Origin of the sequence: Phyllobacterium sp. 22229 (assembly GCF_052056495.1) — a bacterium.
In the GTDB taxonomy this organism is placed as follows: Bacteria; Pseudomonadota; Alphaproteobacteria; order Rhizobiales; family Rhizobiaceae; genus Phyllobacterium; species Phyllobacterium myrsinacearum.
Map to the genome: position 1 here is coordinate 133,043 of NZ_JBQEPA010000009.1, position 22,578 is coordinate 155,620.

The window sequence follows — 22,578 nt, forward strand, 5'->3', positions numbered from 1 at the left end:
CCGGACTGGTTCGCTATAAACCTGAAGTAATATTGAGGTTGAGGTGTGAGTCATGACGATCAAACCGGGTGAGCGGCACAGGCAATTGACCGTGGGCGAAGTGGCGGCGCGCAGCGGCGTGGCGGTCTCGACGCTGCATTTCTACGAAAGCAAGGGCCTTATCCACAGCGAGCGCAACCGCGGCAACCAGCGCCGCTACTCGCGCGAGGTCCTGCGGCGCGTTGCCATCATCAAGGTGGCGCAGCGGACGGGCATACCACTGGCATCGATTGCCGAAGCCCTGTCGACCCTGCCGCAGGAACGGGCACCGACCTCCGCGGACTGGCGGCGATTGTCGGCGGGCTGGAAAGCGGATCTTGATGATCGGATCAACAAACTGATCGGCTTGCGCGATCAGCTGAACTGCTGCATCGGCTGCGGCTGCCTGTCGATGCAGGAATGCCCCTTGCGCAATCCCTGGGATGAACTGTCGGAGCAGGGGCCGGGGCCGCGATTGCTCGATCCATCACCGGCGATCGACTGAATTCCGGGCCAGGCCCCTCTGCCGCACCGGGCAGAGGGGGTGAACAGCCTTGGGAGGCTTATTTCTTCTTCAAAAGGGATTTGGCTTCCTTGATCCCAAGTGCTTCGGGGCGTGTGCAACTGGTCTTGATGTCGATGAATTTCTTTTCCTCGCCGGAGCGCAGGATTGAAACCATGACATCGACGCCGTGCAGCGCGCGGTCGATGGAGCAGCGAATGTCGCGTCCTTCGAGAATCGCTGCGGCCATGTCGGCCAGTCCGGCCGTACGGTAATTGGCCATCATGCCGACGGAATGCTTCTGGTTGGGAATGCCGAAGGGATGCGCCCAGCTCTTCAGCGATTTCGCCTTCTTGCCGGGTTTGGCCAATTTGACATCGCCGCCGAAGAAATTCGGATCGGGCAGGAACAGCGAACCATCGGTGCCGTAAAGCTCCATGTTCGGATGATGGTGCGCCCAGACATCCCAGCTTGCCGACAGGGTGATGGACGCGCCGCTGGCAAATTCAAGCAGAGCCTGAATGGTCGTCGGTGTCGTCACCTCGATGGTTTCGCCCCGGCGCGGTTCGCTGGTAATGGTGCGCGTGGGGGTCGCCATCGAGGTCAGGGCGGCTACCCGCTTCACGGGTCCGATGAGATTGACCAGATTGGCGATGTAGTAGGGGCCGAGGTCGAGGATCGGGCCGCCGCCCGGACGGAAGAAGAAGTCCGGGTTGGGATGCCAGTGTTCCATGCCGTGGCTCATCACGTGCGCGGTTCCCGATGTGATCGTGCCGATCTGGCCGTCATCCACCGCTTTGCGTGCGAGCTGGTGTGCGCCGCCCAGATAGGTGTCCGGCGCACAGCCTGCTTTCAACCCCTTCTTGCTGGCAAGTTTCTGCAACTCAAGGCCGTCCTTGAGCGACAGGGTGAGCGGCTTCTCCGAATAGAGATGTTTGCCAGCCGAAAGAATTTGCTGCGAGACCGTGAAGTGCGCGTCCGGCACGGTCAGGTTGACGACGAGGTCGATGTCATCGCTTGCAAGCAGCTTGTCGATGCTGCGTGCCTCGATGCCGAATTCCTTGGCCCGCGCTTCCGCCGCCTTCTTGTTGAGGTCCGCTACGGCACGGATTTCGATGCCCTTGAACAGGGGTCCCAGTTTCAAATAGGTGGCGGAAATATTGCCGGCGCCGATGATGCCAATACCAAGTGTTTTTGCCATGATGCTGTCTTTCTTCAGAAGGCCTTGACCGTCGCGATGGAGCGGCGGGCAAACCGCTTGTCATCCGACGGGTTGTCGTGTTCCATAACGAAATACCGCACCGGCGTGGCCTTCAGCGCTGAGAAGAGCGCTTTCCAGTCGACCGTGCCGTAACCGACATCGGCCCAGCCGTCTTCATTGGTGTTTTCGCCAGCCGGTGCGATGTCCTTGACGTGAACGGCGCTGATACGGGAGCCGTAATCCCGGATCCACTGGAACGGGTCCGCTCCGCCGCGGATGATCCAGGCGATATCCGCTTCCCAGGAAATGCTTGGAGCCGCATCGAGGATGTGTTTCTGCGGGATCGAGCCATCAGCCAGTGCCTTGAACTCGAAATCATGGTTGTGCCAGCCGAAAATATATCCGGCCTTGCTGTAGGTCGCATGCGCCGCTTCGAGCCGCTTGCCGAAATCGGACCAGCCGGACGCGTCCGACGGGCGCTGCTCGACGGCCAGATGCGGGCAATAGATGGCTTGCATGCCCAGTGTCCCGGCAATATCCAGCACCTTGTTTGGCTCGTTTTCCAGAAGGTCGATGCTGAAATGGCCCGATGTCATGGCAAGGCCATGGGCATCGAGCGCGGCCCGGGTTGCCGCTGCATCCGTATAGACGCCGCCATAGCCTTCCACCTGCGCATAACCATTCTTCTGCAGGATCGGAAGAATTCTGTCGAGCGGCGGAAAGTTGCGGGAACTGTAAAGCTGGTAGGAAAAGTCGATCACGGTCAGTACTCCATAGGTTTGTCAGATGCGGTCTTCAGTCTGGGAGTCAAAAAGCGAGGCGAGGGCTGGATCGAAGGTGAGGTGTACGGTTTCACCATTCTGGTAGCGGCGGCCGGAATCGACGCGCACGGACACGGCTTTGCCGGCGACTTTCAGCCAGACAAGGCTGTCGGCGCCCATGGGCTCGTCGAGATCGACAGTCGCCTTGCAGGAGCGTCCGGCCGGGCCGGGCTGGTCGCTGAGTGCAATGTGTTCGGGGCGCAGGCCGAAAATGACCGGGCGTCCGGCCTGCAGGGGCTCCTGCGCCGCATAGCTTTCCAGGGAGATGTCGAGGTCGGCAATGCGGAAGACAGGTTTGCCATCCTTCTCAGCAATCTCGCCTTTGAGGAAATTCATCGAGGGTGAGCCGATGAAACTGGCGACGAACAGGTTGCGGGGCCGGTTGTAGATGGTGAGCGGCTCGTCCAGCTGCTGGATCAAGCCGCCCTTCATGACGGCGATGCGGTCCGCAAGGGTCAGGGCCTCGATCTGGTCGTGGGTGACGTAGATCATCGTATTGGCGAGCTTCTGGTGCAGGCGCTTGATCTCGACCCGCAGCTCCGAACGCAGCTTGGCATCCAGATTGGACAAAGGCTCGTCGAACAGGAACACATCGACGTCGCGCACCAGGGCACGGCCGATGGCGACACGCTGGCGCTGGCCGCCGGAAAGCGCACCGGGCTTGCGTTGCAGAAGCGGCCCGATCTGCAGAATATCAGCCGCATTGGCGATCCGCTTGTCGATCTCCGCCTTGGGCAGGCCCGCCACGCGCAGGCCGAAGGAAAGGTTTTTCTCGACCGTCATCTGCGGATAGAGCGCGTAGGACTGGAACACCATGCCGATGCCGCGATCTTTCGGCTCCTTCCACGTGACGTTCTTGTCCTTGATGAAAATCTGCCCGTCCGAGATCTCAAGCAAGCCAGCGATGCAATTGAGCAAGGTCGATTTTCCACAGCCAGACGGTCCGAGCAGCACGAGAAACTCGCCATCGGCGACGTCGATGTTGAGGTCCTTGAGCACGCTCACCGAACCGTAGTTGAGTGAGAGATCCTTGATCGAAACGCTGGGGCTTTGCTGCATCGGCGGTCATCCTTTGACGGCGCCAGCGGCAATGCCCCTGACGAAATATTTGCCTGAGAAAAAGTAGACGAGCAGCGGCACCAGACCGGTGAGAATGGTGGCTGCCATGTTGACGTTGTATTCCTTGACGCCCTGCGTCGAGTTGACGATGTTGTTGAGCTGCACCGTCATCGGCACGTTTTTCGTGCCGGCGAAGACGACGCCGAAGAGGAAGTCATTCCAGATGCCGGTAACCTGCAGGATGATTGCCACGACGAAGATCGGCGCGGACATCGGCACCATGATCTGGAAGAAGATGCGCCAGAATCCCGCCCCGTCGACGCGTGCCGCCTTGAAGAGTTCCGGCGGCAGCGAGGCGAAGTAGTTGCGGAACAGCAGGGTCAGGATCGGCATGCCGAAGATGGTATGGATCACGATGACGCCGGTCAGCGTTCCAAAAATGCCGAGGTTGCGGGTGATGATGACAAGCGGATACAGCATCACCTGATAGGGAATGAAGGCGCCGAACAGGAGAATGCTGAAAAACACCTCCGAACCCTTGAAGCGCCAGTTGGCAAGCGCATAGCCGTTTATCGAGGCGATGAGGATCGAAGCAATGACGCTCGGTATGGTGATTTTCACCGAATTCATGAACCCGACCTTCAGGCCTTCGCAGTAGAGGCCGGTACAGGCGCTGTCCCAGGCGGTGCTCCATGACTGGAAGGTGATTTCCACGGGCGGCGAGAAGATATTGCCGAGGCGGATTTCCGGCATGCCTTTCAGCGAGGTAACCATCATCACGTAGAGCGGCAGCAGATAGTAGATCGCCGCCACCAGCAGGACGCCGTAGATCATGATCGTCGATGGTGCGAAGGTCGTCGTCGGACGTTTGCCGCGTGGTTCGGCTGTGGTTTGGCTTGCCATGGTCATTTGCGTTTGCCCTCGCGGAATTCCATCAAGGCCCAGGGAATGAGGACGATGAGAACGGTGGTCAGCATGATGGTGGAGGCGGCAAGGCCCTGTCCGAGGTTGGCGCGCCGGAACATGAATTCGTAGACATATTTGGCCGGGACTTCGCTGGCATTGCCGGGGCCGCCGTCAGTCAGCGCGACGACGAGGTCATAGACACGCACGATACCGGCGGCGATCAGGACAATGGTGGTGATGAAGACCGGGCGCATCATCGGAATGATGATGAAAAGATAGGTCTTCCAGATCGGGATGCCATCGACCCGCGCGGCCTTCCAGATTTCCTCGTCGATGTTGCGCAGGCCCGCCAGCATCAGCGCCATGACAAGGCCGGTGCCGTGCCAGAGGCCGGCAATGACGATGGCGTAGATGGCATAGCGCTGGTCGTTGAGGATCGAGAAGGTGAAGTTTTCAAAGCCGAGGTCCCGCACCACCCGCTGGATGCCATAGGTGGGCGTGAGTATCCATTGCCAGACCAGGCCCGTGACGATGAACGACAGGGCATAGGGATAGAGAAAGATGGTGCGGAAGGTGTTCTCGAAGCGGATTTTCTGGTCCATCAGCGCCGCGAGAATGAAGCCGATGACCGATGAAAAGAACAGGAGGAACACGCCGAAGATCGCAAGGTTGATGGCGGAGATGTTCCAGCGCGGCGTATTGAACAGGCGGGTATACTGGTCGAACCCGACGAATGTCAGCTCCGGCAATGCCCGCGATGCCGTGAAGGAATAAACGACGGTCCATAGCGTGCAACCGATGAAGACCACAAGAACGGTTGCGATCATCGGCAGAGCCGCAACCTTGGCATTCAGGTTCTTGAACAATGTATTTGGACGCGCGGTGGAACTCATGGCGTTCTCCGTCAACTCTTCGCACGGCCGCCCGCCGCTTGCGCGACTGGCGGAAGCGAGGAGGATGGTCGGTTCTACTGGGCTTGCTTGATGATATCGACGAAGCGGGCCTGCGCATCATCGACGGACATGTGGGCGTCGGCGAAGAACTCCTTGGTCAGGTCCTCGATCTGCCCCTTGGTATCGGCCGTCAGATTCTGGTTCAGCGACGGCAGGATATTCTCCGGCTTTTTCAGGATCTCGATGCCTTTTTTCATGCAGGCATTGGCGGCATCCAGATCGACATCGCCGCGCACCGGCAATGATCCCTTGGCGAGATTGAAGGCAACCTGCGTTTCCTTCGAAAGCAGAAGGCTCGCCAGCTTGAGCTGCGCCTTGGTCACTTCGGGATTCTGGTTCTTGGGGAAATAGAAGGCATCCCCGCCCGTATCGAGAATGGCGTTGCCGCCCAGACCCGGCAGGCAGTCATAATCGGTTCCGGCAACCTTTTTCGCCACGCCGAACTCGCCCTGGGCCCAATCGCCCATGACCTGCGCCCCGGCCTTGCCGGTGATGACGAGCGTGGTCGCCTCGTTCCAGGAGCGGCCGACATAGCCGGGATCGACCAGGCCGCGGGCCTGCGCAAATGCTTCCCACACAGCCTTCATTTCCGGGCTGGCGGCGGCCTCGGCATTCTTGTCCTGATAGACCTTCAGGAACAGGTCCTTGCCGCCGAGTGAAGGAAGCATGACGTTGAAAATGCCGTTGACCTGCCAGGCATCGCCGGTGGCAAGCGGGATGATGCCCTTTTCCTTCAGCTTGGGTGCTGCGGCGACAAATTCCTGCCAGTTTGCCGGAACTGGCAGACCCGCATCCTTGAAGGTATTGGGATTGATCCACATCCATTGCCATGAGTGGATGTTGACCGGCACGCAGTAAATCTTCCCATCATATTTACAGGCGTCGAGCAGCTTTGCCGGGCGGATGAAATCGGCCCAGCCTTCTTTGGCGGCAAGATCCGAAAGGTCGGTCATCATTCCGGCCTTGACCAGGTCTTCCGCATCGCGGCCGGTGTTGAGCTGGGTCGCGCCCATCGGGTTACCGCCAAGAATGCGGCTGACGATGATCGGGGTCGCGGTCGAGCCGCTGCCGGCAATCGCGCCATCAACCCATTTGTCACCGCCCTGTTTGTCGAAGGATTCGGCAAGCACCTTGGCCGCAGCTGCCTCGCCGCCCGATGTCCACCAATGGGTGACCTCCAGATCCACGGCGCCGGCAATGCCGGTTGTCCATAACAATGTGGATGCAGCCAATATGGCCAGAGATGTTCGATAACGCATCGTATCCTCCCAAATCTGAAACGTTACAGGTACGGTAATTGAAAATTTTGAATGAGGCAATCATGCGTCTCTGATTTTTTTCGATCATCAATATAATCCACAGGACTCTCCTTCGTGTGCAATAAAAACAATTAGTTACGAGGTTAATGTCAAGAATTCCCGTCTACAGCCTATCGACTTTTATGCAAAGCAGGGCGAGGACCGGTCCGGCGGTTGAGCCCGCGGTGCATTGCAACAACTTGGAAATATGAAAAACCTGAAACGATACAGAAACTGGAGGAAGGTATCTTGAAGAACGCTCTTGGCGGGTCCATACAGGGAGAATAATTCTGTTAACCGGTTGAAATGGCATGAACGACAAGCAGCATCACCCTGACGACGGGGAAAAAGTGGCGGCGCTTGCGGACGGCGAGAGGCCGACGCTGAAAACCATTGCGTTCATGGCAGGGCTCGGGGTGACGACTGTTTCGCGCGCGCTCAAAGATGCGCCGGAGATCGGTCAGGCGACCAAGAACCGCGTGCAGTTGATCGCCAGACAAATCGGCTACCGGCCGAACCGCGCGGGTGTACGCCTGCGGACGGGCAAGACCAACGTCATCAGCCTGGTGCTCAATGCGCAGAGCGAGATCATGGGGCTGACCTCCAATCTCGTCTATGGCATTTCCGAAGTCCTGGCAGAAACACCCTACCATCTCATCGTGACGCCGTACTCACCAGAGAACGATCCAATGCAGCCCATCCGCTACATCATTGAAACGGGATCGGCTGACGGGATCATCATGTCCCAGACCCAGCCGACCGATCCGCGCGTGCGCTACCTGACGGATCATCGTTTTCCCTTTGCCACGCACGGGCGGACGCGAATGGGTATCGAGCATCCGTTCCACGACTTCGACAACGAAGCCTATGCCTATGCGGCGGTGAAAAGCCTGGTTGAACGCGGCCGCCGCCGGATTGCCATGGTTGCCGGGCCTGGCCCCGCTCATACCTATTACTGGCATCTCGATGACGGGTTCAGGCGGGGCCTGCAGGAAAGCGGGGCGGCGCCCGTTATGCTCGACCATTGGAACGGCAGCATTTCGTTGGACGATGTACGCAACCGGACGGAAATGTTCATGCGCCAGCCCAATCCTCCGGATGGCATCATCTGCTGTACCGGCGGTCTCACTGTCGCTGTTGTCGCGGGTATCGAGGCAACGGGCATGAAACTTGGCCGGGACATCGATCTGGTATCGAAGCAGACGACACAGTTCCTGCGATGGTTCCGCCCGGAAATCATTGTGTTCAACGAAGACGTGCGGCATGCCGGGCGCGAGCTTGCCCGGGCGGTGCTGCGGCGCATCGAAGGGACGGACCCGACGCAGTTGCAGAGCCTGAGCTACCCGGAGGCCGAGTAGGCGGGTGGTTTGCTAGCCGATAAGGCCACCGGCGGTGAAGCCGCCGTCTACCGCCAGCGTCTGGCCCGTCACATAGCTTGAACGGTTTTCGTCGAGGAGGAAAGCGATCGTGCTGGCGATTTCCTCTGGCTGGCCGTAGCGCCGCTGCGGCACCGTTCTGCTCCAGCCCTCGCGTATTTCAGGCGTATGCAGGGCGGCGGCCATGGGCGTCTCGACCGGGCCGGGCGCAATGGCATTGACGCGGATGTTGTAGGGTGCAAGTTCGACCGCCATCACCTTGGTCAGGTTGATGATCGCCCCCTTTGATGCGCCGTAGGCCGACCGTCCGATATTGCCGCGCATGCCCGAGATCGAGGCGAGATTGACAATGGCACCGCCGCCGCTTGCCGCCATGATGCGCGCACCGGCCTGTGTGACCAGAAATGTGCCGATGACGTTGATCTCGTAGATTTGCCGGAACATGTCCGCCGTGGTGTCGAAAAACGGCGTATCGCGGCCGATTCCGGCCGAGCAGACAATTCCCCTGATCGAACCGAACTCCGCTTCGGTCCCGGCCATCAATGCTTCAACGGCATGCTCGTCGGTCACGTCAAGCTGCGCAAACCGGATACGGCCGGGATAGGCCTTGCCGAGCTCTGCCTTCACCGTTTCCTTCACGTCGCGATCTGCCACGACGATCTTCCAGCCATCGCTGGCCAGGGCATGGACCGTCGCAAGACCGATCCCCGATGCGCCGCCGGTGACAAGAGCGGTGCGCTCGTCTGTGCCGGATGTCGTCATGATAATGGTCCTCTCTGTTGCGGAAGAAGAGGTCGTCAGGCCTCTTCCAGACACAGTTCAAAGGTGATGCAGACGGGATTGTCGCCGCGCTCAAGATCGCCGCGGGTGATGCCGCCTTTGGTATCGACCATGGTGATCTCTATGCGGGTCCTGCGGGCATCTGCCGAAACAAACCCGCCGGTGATGAAGACTTCCGTTGCAATGTCGTCGACGCGGGTTCCATCGGCATATCGGGCACCGATGAGGCTGCCGACGCCGCCACGCAGATGCGCCCCGGCAAAGCCATGCTTGCGGCAGATTGCTTCCAGCGCACCGGTGATGTCTTCGTTCGGGCGGACACGGGCGATGACTGTTCGCGGGCCGGTGTCTTCGGCCGCAGGTTCGCTGACCGGCACGGGATGGAAAATGGTGAATGCTGTTTCGGTGTCCGGCTCCGACACCATGCGGATGGTCTCGACACCCCAGACCGTGGCGCGGACCGGCCGGCTGACGATTGTCTCATGCGGCAGGATATGACCGGCGCAGCGCCTGCCATCCGGTTCGATCCAGGTGGCGTGGCAATGGATGAACGCTGCGCCATCCCGCTCGCCAAAGGTGACATTGCCCCGCTCCATCAGAGTTTCGCCCGCCGGTGAGAAGATGTCGCTGTACCATGCCGCATGAAGACCATCGGTCGAGAGTGCCGGCATGAGATAGTGGAACGGAGCAAAAGCGCCGCCTTCGATGACAAGCGATGCGGCGCGCAGATTGGCAGCGGCCAGCTGGATGGCAATGGCGTCATTGAGGCTGAGACCCGGCTGGAGCTCAAAGTTGAATCTACGCCCGGTCCCGGCGAAACTCTCGAACCGCTCCGCCGCCGCCGGGCCGGGTTGTTGCAACCGGCGCTCAGGCACCGACCACCGCCGAACAGCTCTGTCCGCCATCGACAGGCAGGCAGACGCCCGTGATGAATTTTGCCTCGTCGGATGCAAGAAAGACGGCGGCATTGGCCACGTCGAACGCGCTGCCCATCTGCCCCAGCGGAACAAGGCGGTTGCGCGCGGCGACCATCTCTTCATTCGAGGCATAGTTGCCGGAAATCTGCTTGTAGATCAGCGGCGTATCGATCATGCCGGGCATGATGCAATTGGCGCGGATGCCGTGCGGCGCGTATTGCAGGGCAAGCGCCACCGTTGCCTGATTGACCGCGCCCTTGGCCGCGTAATAGGCGAAATAGGGATAGCCGGTCCAGCGAATGGCGGCCAGCGATGAAATATTGACGATCGCACCGGATCTGCGCGCCTTCATATGCGGCAGGACGGCCTTGGCGGTGCGGAAAACCGAGCCGACATTGATATCGAGCGACATCCGGAATTTTTCGTCATCGAGGTCTTCCGGTCCGCCCGCTGTGGCGACGCCGACATTGTTGTGCAGGATGTCGATCCGGCCATAGCGCTCGATCGCGGCGTCCACGGCCGCTGTGACGGACGCGGTGCTGGTGACATCCGAGGTAACAGCCATGGCGGAAAGGCCCTCCGCCGCGATAAGTGCTGCCGTTTCCTCGGCGGCTTGCCCCTGCAGGTCGATGCAAATGACAGTGGCGCCTTCGCGGGCATAGGCGGCGGCGGCAGCCTTGCCGTTGCTCCATCCGGGACCGGACGAGCCCGCGCCGAAAACCATGGCGATTTTATCTTTCAGTCGTTCAGTCATCAGAGGAAGCCAATCGAAATCCACGGGACGGCAGCCACAAGAATGATGCCGAGAATAAGGGCGGCGAGATAGCCCCAGATGGGCCGCATGCCCTCGTCGGGATTGACCCGGCCAATGGCGCAGGCGGCGTAATAGCCGACGCCGAAGGGCGGGGCGAAAAGGCCGATACCCATGGAAAGGATCACGACCATGGCGTAGTGCACCTCATGCACGCCGACCTGCCGGGCGATCGGAAACAGCAGCGGGCCAAAAAGCACGATGGCGGGTATGCCCTCGAGCACGCTGCCGAGAATGATGAAGGCGACAATCGAAACGGCAAGGAATGTGATGGGGCCGCCGGGCAGGCCCGTCATGGCGGCGGCGAGTTCGCGCGAGAAACCGGACTGCGTCAATGCCCAGGCCATGCCGGTCGCCGCGCCGATGATCAGCAGGATGGCGCCGGAGAGCGAGGCGGTGTCCACCAGCATGGGTTTCAGCCGTGCCCAGTCGAATTGCCTGTAGATGAAAAGCCCCGCCACGATGGAGTAGACAATGCCGATGGTCGATACTTCCGTTGCCGTCGCCACACCCTCAACGACGGAAGCACGGATGATGAAGGGAAGCGCCAGGGCGGGCAGGGCGATGACAAAAGCCCGACCGATCTGCCGCCCGGTAGCGCGCGTGACATGCGACAGGTCCTCATGGCGGTAGCGGCGCCAGACGACGAAACACAGCATGACGGCCAGGACAACGCCGGGTAAGAGGCCGCCGGTGAACAGGGCGGCGATGGACACGCCGGTGACCGAGCCGATGGTGATGAGCACGAGGCTGGGCGGAATGGTTTCCGTCTGCGCGCCGGTGGCCGAGAGCAGGGCGACCAGATCGCCCGGCTTGGCGCCGCGTGCCTTCATTTCCGGGAACAGCACCGGCGCGACCGCGGCCATGTCGGCGGCCTTGGCGCCCGATATGCCGGAGACCAGGTACATCGCGCCGATCAGCACATAGGACAGGCCGCCGCGCACATGCCCGAGCAGGCTTGCCAGAAACTGCACCATGGCACGCGCCATGCCGGTCATTTCGATGAGCACGCCGAGAAACACGAAGAGCGGCACGGCGAGGAGAATGAGGTGCGACATGCCTTCGTCCATGCGGCCGATGACCACGATCATCGGCACATTCGTCGTCAAAGCGAGATAGCCGAAGGTGGCAAGACCGAAGGAAAAGGCGATGGGAACGCCGCTGAGAACGAGGGCCGCAACGACGCCGACAAAGAAGATCAGCAGATTGATGTTGCCCAGCGGCTTCAAGGAAGGCCCAAGCAGCCACAATACAAGAGAGAGCGCGCCGATGAGGGCAACAGCCATCACGACATGGCGAAGGTTCGATACCTGAAACAGTTTGATGAGCGCCGAGACGATCATCAATCCCGCGCCAACAGGCAATGCCGCCGCGCGCCATGCATTGGTTATCTCCAAGGCCGGCGTGGTGATGTAGGTTTCCTCATGGGCGTAGTCATAGGCGGGATAGACGATGAGCAGGAGAAATGCCATCGCCCCGACAATGGCGATAACGTCGAAAAACGCCCGGCGCTGCGGGTTCATCATGCCGACCAGTGCCGTCATGCGCATGTGCTCGCCGCGCCGGAATGCCACCACCGCACCCAGCATGGCGAGCCACAGGAACAGGATCGATGCCAGTTCATCCGACCAGATCAGCGGCTGATGCACGACATAGCGGGCGATGATGCCCGCAAACAGGATGACCACCTCGGCAACAACGAGGACTGCCACGGGAAACTCGACGAGATGGCCAAGCAGCCGGTCGAGTTTCGATGCGATGGAATGGTCATTGCGGGGCGGGGGAGAAAGAATGCTTTCGCCCTCCGCCGCCACGGCGCCTTCGGTCAGTCTGAGCCCTGCCATCGGGTTCGCCCCTATGCCAGCTGGCCGACGACTTTTTCCAGAAGACCCCAGGCCTCCTCGCCATACTTGCCCTTCCATTCGGAATAGAAGCCTGCCTTGCGCAGGGCATCGCGGAAGGGCACCGGGTCCGGCGTGTTGAATTCAAGGCCCTTGGTTTTCAGATCGGCCTGCAGGGTTTCGGTGAGCTTGGCCACATCGTCGCGTTCGGCAAGACCGGCGGCATTGATGTGCTTGGCAACGACGGTCCTGATATCGTCGGGCAAAGCTTCCCAAGCGCGGCGGTTCGACAGGAACCAGAAGCCGTCCCACATATGGCTGGTCAGCGAACAGTATTTCTGCACTTCATAGAGCTTGGCCGTCGAAATGATGGCGAGCGGGTTTTCCTGCCCCTCGACAACTTTGGTCTGCAGCGAGGAGTATACCTCGTTGAAGTTGATGCTGGCGGGCGATGACTGGAAAGCGGTGAACATGGAGGTCCACAACGGGCTGACGGGAACACGGATCTTGAAGTTCTTCAGATCATCCGGGGCGACGATCGGCTTGGTGCTCGACGTGATGTGGCGGAAGCCGTTGTCCCAGATCTTTTCCATGGCGACCAGATTGGATTTCTCGATCTGCTTGCGCACATGGGCGCCGAGATCGCCATCCATCGCCTTCCAGACGGTGGCGCTGTCAGGGAAGGCAAAGCCGATACCATTGATGGACGCGGCCGGAACGAGGGTCGACAGGATCAGGCCGGAAAGCGTGAAGAACTCCACCGCGCCGGAGCGGAGCTGGCTGAGCGTATCCGTATCGGAGCCAAGCTGGCTCGACGGGAAGATCGACAGCTCGAAGCGTCCGCCGGTCTCCGCCTTGATCTTGTCGGCGGCTTCCTGCGCCCGGATGTTCATCGGGTGGGACACCGGCAGGTTGTTGGCGTACTTATAGGAAAATTCCGCCGCATGCGCCGGACGGCGCATGATGAAGGGGCTGGCAACAAGGGTTACCGCGGTGCCGGCCAGGACCTGGCGGCGTGACAGATTGTTCATGTGATTCCTCCCGAACAGCGTGGCGCATCCCACGGACCTCATTGAACGGATGCAACCTCCATTGCGCCGATTCAAATCACAGGTCCATATTGTAGAATGCATTTCCTCCTTGAATTGGATAAAACCATAAACAAATACTGGCATCTTGCAATAATTTTTATGCCATAGTTCAATAGATCAATAAAATGATCCACAATATGGATCAAAATGCGTGTGGGAGAGCATGGAAGAAAAGATGACGGCACCCGCCAGTCTCAATGGATCGCAAAGTGTCGACAGGGCACTCGGACTTCTCAGTCTTGTCAGCTATTTCGGCGATCAGGGCGGGTCGCTCAGCGAGATCGTCGAGCAGGGCGGCCTCAACAAGCCGACAACACGGCGGCTGCTGCTCGCGCTCATCCGCTCGGGGCTGGTCGAACAGGATGCGCAGACCCGGCGTTATTATCTCGGACAGGAAGCCTATGTGCTGGGAACGCTCGCCACCCGCCGATATGGCCTGTTGCAGATCACGCGCGATAGCCTCAGCATCCTCTCCGCCAAGACGCAGGATACCAGTTTTCTCTCCATCCAGCGCGAGACCTACGCCGTGTGCCTGCACCGGGAAGAGGGCACCTATCCCATCCGCACCCATGCGCTGCAGGCGGGCTACCGGCATCCTCTCGGCGTCGGCGGCGGTTCCCTGGCCATCCTCGCAACGATGCCGGATGACGAGATCGAAATCATCCTGGCCGCCAACGAGGCGGTGCTGCTTGCCGACTACCCCAATCTTCCGCCATGGCAGATCAGGGAGGATATCGCGGCAACGCGGGAACAGGGCTTTGCCCTTAATCCGGGACGTATTCTGGCCAATTCCTGGGGCATCGGCGTTGCGATCCATTTTCCCGATGGAAGGGCGGCCGGGGCGTTGAGCATCGCGGCGATCGACAGCCGCATGCAACCGGCGCGCCAGCAGGAACTGGCGGAACTGATGCGCATCGAGGCGAAAAAGATTGAGGCGCGGCTGGCCCATCTGCAGCCGCTCAACGATCGGCCGAAACGGGCACCGGCGGCTGGCGGGAAATCCAGAGCAAGACCCGAACGGATGAAAGCATGAGCAGCAAGGATGCGGCCGGGATGACAGCCATGTCGAAACGCGTGATGAACCTGTCGAGTTTCCTGGCGCAGACCGCGCGCCGCCTGCCTGAGGAAACGGGTTTCGTCTGGGGTGAGAAAAGCTGGAGCTGGAGCGCGCTGCAGCGGCGTGTCGATGCCATGGCTGCGGCACTCCACAGCGAATTCGGTGTCGTCAAGGGTGACCGCATTCTGATCCAGTCGCAGAACTGCAATCAGATGTTCGAATCCATGTTCGCCTGTTTCCAGCTGGGCGCCGTCTGGGTGCCCGCGAATTTCCGCCAGACGCCGGATGAGGTCGCCTACCTCGCCAAGACGAGCGGAGCCAAGGGCATGATCTGCGGTCACCTCTTTCCCGATCACGCCGCGGCAAGCCGGGACATGAACCCCGATCTTGCTTTCGTCATTGCCATCGGCAAGGCGGATTTCGGCGACGATTATGATGATATCGTCGCCCGCTTTGACGGTGCCAAGGTTGCCACCGCCTCCGTCGATCATGACGATCCCTGCTGGTTCTTCTTTACATCGGGCACGACGGGGCGGCCCAAGGCGGCTGTCCTCACCCATGGCCAGATGGCGTTCGTCATCACCAATCATTTGTGCGATCTGATGCCCGGCACCACGGAAAAAGATGCTTCGCTGGTGGTTGCGCCGCTGTCGCATGGTGCGGGTATTCACCAGCTGACCCAGGTGGCGCGGGGGTCGAAGACAATCCTGCTGCCGACGGAGAAGTTTGACGTTGCCGAGGCGTGGCGGCTGGTCGAGACATGGCGCGTGACCAACATGTTCACGGTGCCGACGATCCTGAAAATGCTGACAGAACACCCGTCCATGCATGAGCGTGACCATTCATCCCTGCGCTATGTGATCTATGCGGGCGCGCCCATGTACCGGAGCGACCAGATCCACGCGCTGAAGACGCTCGGGTCGGTGCTCGTGCAGTATTTCGGCCTTGGCGAGGTAACTGGCAATATCACGGTGCTGCCGCCTGCCTATCATGCGACGCAGGATGGTCCCGATGCACGAATCGGCACCTGCGGTTTTGCGCGGACCGGCATGCAGGTCGCCGTTCAGGACGATTCCGGCCAGGAGGTCAAACCGGGCGAAACCGGCGAGATCTGCGTCATCGGGCCAGCGGTGTTTGCGGGCTATTACGACAACCCCGACGCCAATGCCAAGGCCTTTCGCGATGGCTGGTTCCGGACCGGCGATCTCGGCCACATGGACGAGGCGGGTTTCGTCTATATCACTGGGCGGGCGTCCGACATGTACATCTCCGGCGGTTCCAACGTCTATCCGCGCGAGATCGAGGAAAAGATACTCACCCATCCCGATATCAGCGAAGCGGCGGTGCTGGGCATTCCCGATCCGGTCTGGGGCGAGGTCGGACTGGCGGTCTGTGTTGCCCGCTCCGGCAGCGCGCCGGATGGCGAGGCTGTCATGGCGTGGCTGAACGGCAAGATGGCGCGCTATAAACTGCCCAAGCGTATCATCTTCTGGCCGGACATGCCCAAATCCGCCTATGGCAAGATTGCCAAGAAGCTCATCAGGGAAGAACTGATCAGGCGGGGTGAACTGGACAGCTGAGCTTATTCCAGCATCCGCGCCTTCACCAGATAGCGCATCGGCCCCGGCGTCGCGGCATTGAATGGCCAGCAGGTGGCAAGAACCAGATTCTTGCCGCCTGCATTGGTATCGATGCCGGATTGATCCCAGCGAACGACAGAGGTTTCCGTGACCTGATAGGTGAAAACCTTACCGTCCCGCCGGGTAATGCGGACCGCATCGCCGATCTGCACATCCTTCAGAAAGGCAAAATGCGTGTCGCGGTGTGCGGCGTAGACGGCCGTGCCGTTTTCGCCGGCTTCGGCGCTGCGATTGACATGGCCGGGACCGAAGGCCAGAGCCTGTCCGCTTGCCCCGTGCAGGGCGATGGAGGTTTCGCCAATGCGCGGAAACTCAAGCCGCGCAACCGGCCAGGTATCCGCCCATGACCAGGGCTTCACAGACTGACCGGTTTCGATGCTCCGGGTGAAGGCGCGGTCGAGAAGCACCTGCGCCACCATGGCTTTTGCGTGAATCCACAGGCCTTGGCTGAGCAGTATCAGGCCAACCAGAGCCATCATAGCCATCCCTGCCCGGAGGGCAGGGCGGAAAACCGCCCTGCCTTTCCACTCGGAGATGCCGTGCCGTGTGTTGATCGCGCGCATCATGCGTTCCCCCTTGTCTTGCGCGTGATGAAGAACAGCCCGGCGCTGGCGAGGAGCAGCATCAAACCGGCGATCATGCGCAGTTCCGCGTCGGTCGCCGTCTGCGGCAGGGGCAGTTCATCGGCTGGAGCCTGCTGAATAACCGGCTTCTTGCCTGCCGCCAGCTTTGCCAGCTGGATGTCCGAGCCGTTGTCGAGGCCGGCCTTGCGCGATGCCTGTTCACCGAACACCTTGTCGAAATCCCAGCCTGCCGGGAGATTGAGCGAGACGTCGGCGCGGGTCAGCGGCTTGTCCTGCGCCCGTGACGGGGTCTTGTCGACGGCAACCAGACTGGTCAGGCGTGAGACGAGACTGTTTTCAAGGGCGAGTTTCAGGATGCGCTTGTCGGCTTCGTCACGGCTGATCTTGCCAAGGGTGCTTTCGACTTCCGCATCGGAAATCTTGCGGCGGGCCCAGAGCTTTGACAGGCCTTCGCCTTCCGCGGCCTTGGCAACCGGCAGTGTAACCTCCCATGGCTGCGTGCCGATCATGCCCTTGATTGTCAGGGTGCCGGAGAGCGAACCGAGCCTGGCGGCAATGACGAGCGGCTCGCCGCGATAGAGATCAGGCAGGATGGCGGGTGTCACATCGGCATTGCCGGCCGAGAAGGTGGCGCTGAGGTTGGTAATGACAGGGCTTTCAAGCTTGGCAAAGAGCGAGCGCATCCGCTCATCCACCTGATCGGTCGAGCCGATGGAAGTGAAGGTGCCACGGCCAAGTTCAGCGGCGCGGTTCATCAGATAGTTGTTGGGAGCCGAGCCGATGCCGACCATGAAGACTCGTGACCGACCAAGCCTGGCGGCAATGGTATCGAGCAATTGCTGTTCGTTGCCGATGGCACCATCGGTCAGGAACACGACCTGGCGGACAAAGGACTGATCATTGGGGCGCCGGTCGTTAAGGGCTGCTTCCAGCGGTGCAAGCATTTCCGTGCCGCCGGATGCTTCGAGATCGCCAACAAACTCGCGGGCGGTGGATAGGTTTTCGCGGTCGGCGGCAACAGTGTCCTGGAACAGTGCGGTCATGGTGTCGTCAAAGCGGATGACGTTGAACCGGTCGGCGGGCTTGAGACGGCTCAAGGCATAGTCAAGGCTGGCCTTGGCCTGATTCATCGAGGTGCCGCCCATCGAACCGGAATTGTCGATGACAAAGACGATTTCGCGCGGGCGCTGTTCCTGCTTCTGTTGGGCAACCGGCGGCGTGACATAGGCGAGCGCATAGTCATGCTTGCCGACCGTTTCGCGGAACAGGCCGACAGCGGGTGCCTTGGCATTTTGCGGCTTCCACGTCAGTTCAAAGTCACGGTCGGCGTGGTTGTCGCCTGCCAGCGCGATGACCTGCGTCTGGGCATCGATGGTTTCGGTGTTGACGGCATGGTGATGGCTCTTCACCTCGCCCAGGGCAAATCCAGCCTGCAGGCGGACCTTGATGCTGACCGGGTTGACCGGAGCATTGACGCGCGGATCAAGCACGGGCGGTGTGATCTTGCTGCGATCGGCAACCGGATCAGCCGTAGTGCCCCAGCCGGATCCATCGGCCGCAAGGTCTGCGGTCTGCGTGATCGGTGCGGGATTGTAGCGCGGAGCGACAACCAGCGGTACGCGCAGGGAGAATTCGTCGCCGGACAGGCGCACAGGCTCCTGGTAATCGATCTGGACAACAACCTGCTCGTGCGGGCCGATATTGGCGACGGAATTGGTGAAAAGGTTCGGCCGCTGCTGCTCGATCAGGCTGGCTTTCCGGCCGGATGCCTTCGCTGTTTCATAGATGGCCTTGGCTTCCTTCTTTTCCTTGATATCACCGACGATGACGCGCTTGCCGACAACCATTTTCAGCGCATGCACTGCACTGTCTTCCGGCAGCGGATAGGCATAGACCGCCTCGACCCAGCCATTGGACGGGTTGGTGAATATCTGGGTGATGCGGGCGCGTGCCGTCGGGCCACTGACGACGATGTCGACATCCGTGGCGACGCGCGGCGCTTCGACGTAGTGGCCGGCTTCCGCGCTTTTCAGCAGAAGCGTGCCGGATTTGACGTCATCAAGGGTGACAAGCGGCGATTGGGCAGTTTCGGCATGCGCCGTTACCAGGCTGAAAAAGAATATCGCGAGCGCAATAAATGGCAGACCAACGATGTTGATCAACCAGAGTGCCTGGCAGGTACGGCGCAGCCAATGGGGCATGGCTTGGGGAGATTGCTGGGTATGGAAGGTTGCGGTTTTCATCGGGAAAGCTCCTGTTGGTGCTCCCATCGGGAAGCTTTCCCCATTTCATACATGGGCCTTTTTGCCGCCAGCGTAAGCTTCGGGAATGTTCCGCACGCGCCCGTCGCAACATGTCTTGCTCCCGACGGCCTTGTGTGGATATGTGAAGGAATGTACGTGATTTGACGGGAGCGGGGATATGGCCGGGGACATCGACAGTCAGTTATCGGAGCGGCAGAACCAGGCCGTCGCCACGAAGATCCGTGAGGAAATGGCGCGGCGGCGGGTTTCGCGGCAGTATCTGGCCGACCAGGCGAAGATCAGCCTGTCCACCCTGGAAAAGGCGCTTTCCGGCCACCGGCCGTTCACACTGGCAACCACGATCCGGCTTGAAGAGGCGCTAGGCATGCGCCTGCGCGCCGCTGATCTGCATGATAGCCCGGTTGCGGCAAACAATGGACATGCCAGTGAGGAATTCGGCGCCTATTCCCGTGCGGCCGTGGGATGGATCGAGGGGAGGTACCTGACGTTGCGGCCGTCCTTTGGCGATCCGAAGGCGATCTTTGCCTATTGCACCGAGATCGGCTGGAACGATGCCGCGTCCAATCTGCGGTTCATCGAAAAGGAACGGCTCGATGCGGCCTTTACCCAGCAGGGGACGGTAGCGATCCCGAATCTTTCCGGGCACATCTACCTTGCCACGAACACGTCGGGCCAGCATCGCCTTGTCATCGTGTCCCGCCCGTCCATTACGGGTGAAATGTACGGCATCCTGACCACGCTGCAGGCCGGGCGCGGCGCGCAATTGACACCCGTTGCGGCGCCCATAGTGCTGATACCGATGGCATCCATGCCGGGCGCGCAGTTCGGGCGCATTGCGCCCGATCACGACAGCTACGCGTCTTATCTCGCCTATCTCAAACGCACGGTGGAGGAGCCGTTCGCCGTGTTCCTCCCCGGGCCTGCCGTCTCCGCTTAGGTCCGCATCGACTTGCTGCGCACGTCGAGCCAGACGGCGAAGAGAATGACGATGCCCTTGAAAATGAGCTGGTAGAAATAGGGCACGGCCAGCATATTCATGCCATTGTTGATGACGCCGATGATGAGCGCACCGAGAATGGTGCCGACCATGGTGCCGACGCCGCCGGCAAGGCTGGTGCCGCCAAGTACGACCGCGGCAATCGCGTCGAGTTCATAGCCCATGCCGGCATTGGTCTGGGCCGAGGAAAGGCGCGAGGACAGGAGGATGCCGCTGATGGCTGCCATGACGCCTGAGATCATGAAGATGATGATCTTCAGCCGGTCGACGCGGATGCCCGAATAGATCGCCGCCTCGCGATTGCCGCCGGCCAGATAGGCGCGGCGGCCGAAGATCGTGCGGGAGAGAACGATGTGGTTGATGGCAAAAAGCGCGATGACGATCCAGATGATGATGGGAAGGCCAAGCCAGCTTTCGCTGCCGATGGCCAGCCATGTCTCATTCTCGATGGAGGCGGGGGCGCCGTTGGTCGGCAGGCTGACAGCACCGCGATAGATGCCCATGGTCGCAACCGTGACGATGAAGGACGGCAGCATGAGTTTTGCCGACAGGACGCCGTTGAGCCCGCCCATGATGGCGCCCGCCGCCAGCGTGATCAGCACGGTCGGCGCAAAGCCAAAACCCATGGAGAAAGCCTGCGCGGCAACCATGCCTGCCACAGCGATGATCGAGCCGACGGAAAGATCAATGTCGCCGAGCAGGATCACGTAGGTCATGCCATAGGCGGCCACTGCAATCACCGCCACTTGCTGCATGATGTTCATAAAATTGTTGAAGGCGAGAAACCGCGGGCTGATCGAAGAGAAGACCAGGCACAGGATGATCAGCGAGATGACGATGCCACCATATTGCCGGATGAGGGGGGAAGCCAGAAGCGCCTGCTTCGTCTCGGTCGAATTGGTCATTGGTGTATTCCTGCTGCATAGGTCATAACGGTTTCGGGGCTGAGGCCCTGCGCATCCAGCGTTTTTGCCACGCGTTTGTCGTGCATGATGACGAGCCGGTCGCTGAGGCCAAGCACTTCGGGCAACTCCGACGATACCATCAGGATCGCGGTCCCGGCGGCGGCAAGCTCGCGGATGATGCGGTAGATCTCGAATTTCGCACCGACATCGACGCCGCGTGTCGGTTCATCAAGAATAAGTATCTTGGGCTGCGTCTGCAGCCATTTGGCAATGACGATCTTTTGCTGGTTGCCGCCGCTGAGCGAACCGGCAGGCGTTTCGATCGACGCGGTCTTGATGGCAAGGCGCAGGACTTCCGTCTTGGCTGCCGCCCGTTCGCGGGCCGGGCGGGTAAAGCCGAACTGTCCGGCCAGCTGGCCCAGCGCGACCATGTTGATGTTGCGCTCGACGCTGTGCTGCAGCACCAGCCCTTCTTCCTTGCGGTTTTCCGTCACGAACGCAATGCCGTGACGGATCGCGTCGGCCGGGGAGCGCAGATGCACGGGATTGCCGTTGAGGCGGATCGTCCCAACCGGTTGCCCGAAACCGAACAAAGCCTTCATCACATCGGAACGTCCGGAGCCGATCAGGCCGAAGAGACCGACGACTTCGCCCGGCCGCACGTCCAGCGAGACTTTTTCAAATTTCCCGGTTTCCGAGAGGTTTTCAACCGCAAGCACGGGAGAGACGGCTGATGAGGGACGCTCGACAAGACGTGGCGGGTAAATGTCCTTCATCTCCCGCCCGACCATCAGGGCAATCAGGCCTTCGATGCTCGTGTTCTGCTTCTCCGTCGTGGCGACAAAGGAACCATCGCGGATCACCGTGATATCATCGGAAATCCGCATGATTTCCTCCATGCGGTGCGAGATATAGATGATGGCCGTTCCCTTGGCCTTCAGGCGTTCGATGATGGTGAAGAGAATTTCGGCTTCGCTGTCGGACAGTGAGGATGTCGGCTCGTCCAGGATAACAACGTCGGCGGGACGGCTGAGCCCCTTGGCAATTTCCACCAGCTGGCGCTGGGCGATGGACAGATCGCCAACCTTGGTGCGCACATTGACGGGCAGGCCGAGGTCCTCAACGATCCGCGCCGCCTGTGCGTTGAGATCGCGCTCCTTGATGAAGCCGAACCGGTTGGGTTCATGCGTCGCCAGAATGTTTTCGGCGACCGACAGATTGCGGCAGAGGCTGAGTTCCTGAAACACGATGCTCAAACCCAGCGCCTTTGCTTCGATAGGGTTTTTCGGCGCATAGGGCTCGCCGCGCAGCGTGATCGACCCCGATGTCGGCTGGAACAGTCCGACGAGAATTTTCATGAGCGTGGATTTGCCGGCACCGTTCTCGCCCAGCAGCGTATGCACACGCCCAGGCCGCACGGAAAGGTTCATGCGCTTGAGCGCCGTCACGGGACCGAAGGTCTTGGCGATGTCCTTGATTTCAAGCACAGGTGCGTTGGATGAAACGGCCATGAATGACAATCCTTACCGCAGGTCTTCCTGAACTGCCACCCGCGAG

20 protein-coding genes are annotated in these 22,578 nt (G+C 60.5%); 5 read left to right on the forward strand and 15 right to left on the reverse strand.

Annotation, left to right across the window (positions count from 1 at the left end; all coding sequences use genetic code 11):
• Positions 1–52: 52 nt before the first annotated feature.
• Positions 53–523: a redox-sensitive transcriptional activator SoxR gene (gene soxR / locus ACTJJ7_RS13040; protein ID WP_130271714.1), complete on the forward strand. Its 471-nt coding sequence runs from the start codon at positions 53–55 to the stop codon at positions 521–523.
• 58 nt (positions 524–581) lie between these two features.
• On the opposite strand, the gene ACTJJ7_RS13045 is transcribed toward soxR, so the two are convergent.
• The 6 genes from ACTJJ7_RS13045 to ACTJJ7_RS13070 form a co-directional block, all read right to left on the reverse strand.
• The gene (locus tag ACTJJ7_RS13045; RefSeq protein WP_440967346.1) at positions 582–1,721 is read right to left on the reverse strand and encodes a Gfo/Idh/MocA family protein; all 1,140 of its coding nucleotides are present in this window, start codon (positions 1,719–1,721) and stop codon (positions 582–584) included.
• 14 nt (positions 1,722–1,735) lie between these two features.
• Positions 1,736–2,482, reverse strand: a complete 747-nt coding sequence (locus ACTJJ7_RS13050; protein ID WP_440967347.1) for a sugar phosphate isomerase/epimerase family protein — start codon at positions 2,480–2,482, stop codon at positions 1,736–1,738.
• Positions 2,483–2,503: 21 nt separating this feature from the next.
• Positions 2,504–3,601: an ABC transporter ATP-binding protein gene (locus ACTJJ7_RS13055; protein ID WP_105733482.1), complete on the reverse strand. Its 1,098-nt coding sequence runs from the start codon at positions 3,599–3,601 to the stop codon at positions 2,504–2,506.
• A 6-nt stretch (positions 3,602–3,607) separates the two neighbouring features.
• Positions 3,608–4,504 (reverse strand): carbohydrate ABC transporter permease, encoded by an 897-nt coding sequence (locus ACTJJ7_RS13060; RefSeq protein WP_105733869.1) that lies wholly within the window; start codon positions 4,502–4,504, stop codon positions 3,608–3,610.
• A 2-nt stretch (positions 4,505–4,506) separates the two neighbouring features.
• Positions 4,507–5,400 (reverse strand): carbohydrate ABC transporter permease, encoded by an 894-nt coding sequence (locus ACTJJ7_RS13065; RefSeq protein ID WP_105733483.1) that lies wholly within the window; start codon positions 5,398–5,400, stop codon positions 4,507–4,509.
• 74 nt (positions 5,401–5,474) lie between these two features.
• Entirely contained in the window at positions 5,475–6,719 is a 1,245-nt protein-coding gene (locus tag ACTJJ7_RS13070) for an ABC transporter substrate-binding protein (protein WP_130271704.1), read from the reverse strand.
• 350 nt (positions 6,720–7,069) lie between these two features.
• Here ACTJJ7_RS13070 and ACTJJ7_RS13075 point away from each other — a divergent pair, with 350 nt between their 5' ends.
• Complete coding sequence (locus tag ACTJJ7_RS13075) at positions 7,070–8,116, forward strand: LacI family transcriptional regulator (RefSeq protein ID WP_105733485.1); 1,047 nt, start codon at positions 7,070–7,072, stop codon at positions 8,114–8,116.
• Positions 8,117–8,128: 12 nt separating this feature from the next.
• Here ACTJJ7_RS13075 and ACTJJ7_RS13080 read toward each other — a convergent pair whose 3' ends face one another.
• The 5 genes from ACTJJ7_RS13080 to ACTJJ7_RS13100 are packed head-to-tail and all read right to left on the reverse strand — an operon-like array spanning position 8,129 to position 13,514.
• Entirely contained in the window at positions 8,129–8,896 is a 768-nt protein-coding gene (locus ACTJJ7_RS13080; protein ID WP_105733486.1) for an SDR family NAD(P)-dependent oxidoreductase, read from the reverse strand.
• 35 nt (positions 8,897–8,931) lie between these two features.
• Positions 8,932–9,774, reverse strand: coding sequence for a PCC domain-containing protein (locus ACTJJ7_RS13085; RefSeq protein WP_440967351.1), 843 nt, complete (start codon positions 9,772–9,774; stop codon positions 8,932–8,934).
• A gap of 7 nt (positions 9,775–9,781) precedes the next feature.
• Complete coding sequence (locus ACTJJ7_RS13090; protein WP_440967353.1) at positions 9,782–10,585, reverse strand: SDR family NAD(P)-dependent oxidoreductase; 804 nt, start codon at positions 10,583–10,585, stop codon at positions 9,782–9,784.
• Positions 10,585–12,486 (reverse strand): TRAP transporter large permease, encoded by a 1,902-nt coding sequence (locus tag ACTJJ7_RS13095; RefSeq protein ID WP_440967355.1) that lies wholly within the window; start codon positions 12,484–12,486, stop codon positions 10,585–10,587. Before ACTJJ7_RS13095 ends, ACTJJ7_RS13090 begins: the two co-directional genes overlap by 1 nt.
• A gap of 11 nt (positions 12,487–12,497) precedes the next feature.
• Complete coding sequence (locus ACTJJ7_RS13100) at positions 12,498–13,514, reverse strand: TRAP transporter substrate-binding protein (protein WP_440967357.1); 1,017 nt, start codon at positions 13,512–13,514, stop codon at positions 12,498–12,500.
• A gap of 235 nt (positions 13,515–13,749) precedes the next feature.
• Here ACTJJ7_RS13100 and ACTJJ7_RS13105 point away from each other — a divergent pair, with 235 nt between their 5' ends.
• A complete protein-coding gene (locus tag ACTJJ7_RS13105; RefSeq protein ID WP_165401888.1) occupies positions 13,750–14,607 on the forward strand; it encodes an IclR family transcriptional regulator in 858 nt (285 codons plus the stop codon).
• Entirely contained in the window at positions 14,604–16,211 is a 1,608-nt protein-coding gene (locus ACTJJ7_RS13110; RefSeq protein ID WP_440967358.1) for an acyl-CoA synthetase, read from the forward strand. Before ACTJJ7_RS13105 ends, ACTJJ7_RS13110 begins: the two co-directional genes overlap by 4 nt.
• A gap of 2 nt (positions 16,212–16,213) precedes the next feature.
• Here the strand turns inward: ACTJJ7_RS13110 and ACTJJ7_RS13115 are convergent, their stop codons facing one another.
• Together ACTJJ7_RS13115 and ACTJJ7_RS13120 are read right to left on the reverse strand one after the other, a co-directional pair.
• Positions 16,214–16,834: a class GN sortase gene (locus ACTJJ7_RS13115; RefSeq protein ID WP_440967446.1), complete on the reverse strand. Its 621-nt coding sequence runs from the start codon at positions 16,832–16,834 to the stop codon at positions 16,214–16,216.
• A complete protein-coding gene (locus tag ACTJJ7_RS13120; protein ID WP_440967448.1) occupies positions 16,834–19,056 on the reverse strand; it encodes a marine proteobacterial sortase target protein in 2,223 nt (740 codons plus the stop codon). Before ACTJJ7_RS13120 ends, ACTJJ7_RS13115 begins: the two co-directional genes overlap by 1 nt.
• A gap of 220 nt (positions 19,057–19,276) precedes the next feature.
• Between ACTJJ7_RS13120 and ACTJJ7_RS13125 the strand changes: the two genes are divergently transcribed.
• On the forward strand, positions 19,277–20,056 hold the full coding sequence (locus tag ACTJJ7_RS13125) for a helix-turn-helix domain-containing protein (RefSeq protein WP_440967360.1): 780 nt from the start codon (positions 19,277–19,279) through the stop codon (positions 20,054–20,056).
• Here the strand turns inward: ACTJJ7_RS13125 and ACTJJ7_RS13130 are convergent.
• Positions 20,053–21,021 carry an ABC transporter permease gene (locus ACTJJ7_RS13130; RefSeq protein ID WP_105733495.1) on the reverse strand — a complete coding sequence of 323 codons (969 nt, stop codon included), beginning with the start codon at positions 21,019–21,021 and terminating at the stop codon, positions 20,053–20,055. The two genes, ACTJJ7_RS13125 and ACTJJ7_RS13130, sit on opposite strands and share 4 nt — an antisense overlap.
• Entirely contained in the window at positions 21,018–22,532 is a 1,515-nt protein-coding gene (locus ACTJJ7_RS13135; protein ID WP_440967363.1) for a sugar ABC transporter ATP-binding protein, read from the reverse strand. Before ACTJJ7_RS13135 ends, ACTJJ7_RS13130 begins: the two co-directional genes overlap by 4 nt.
• Between the last annotated feature and the right edge of the window lie 46 nt (positions 22,533–22,578).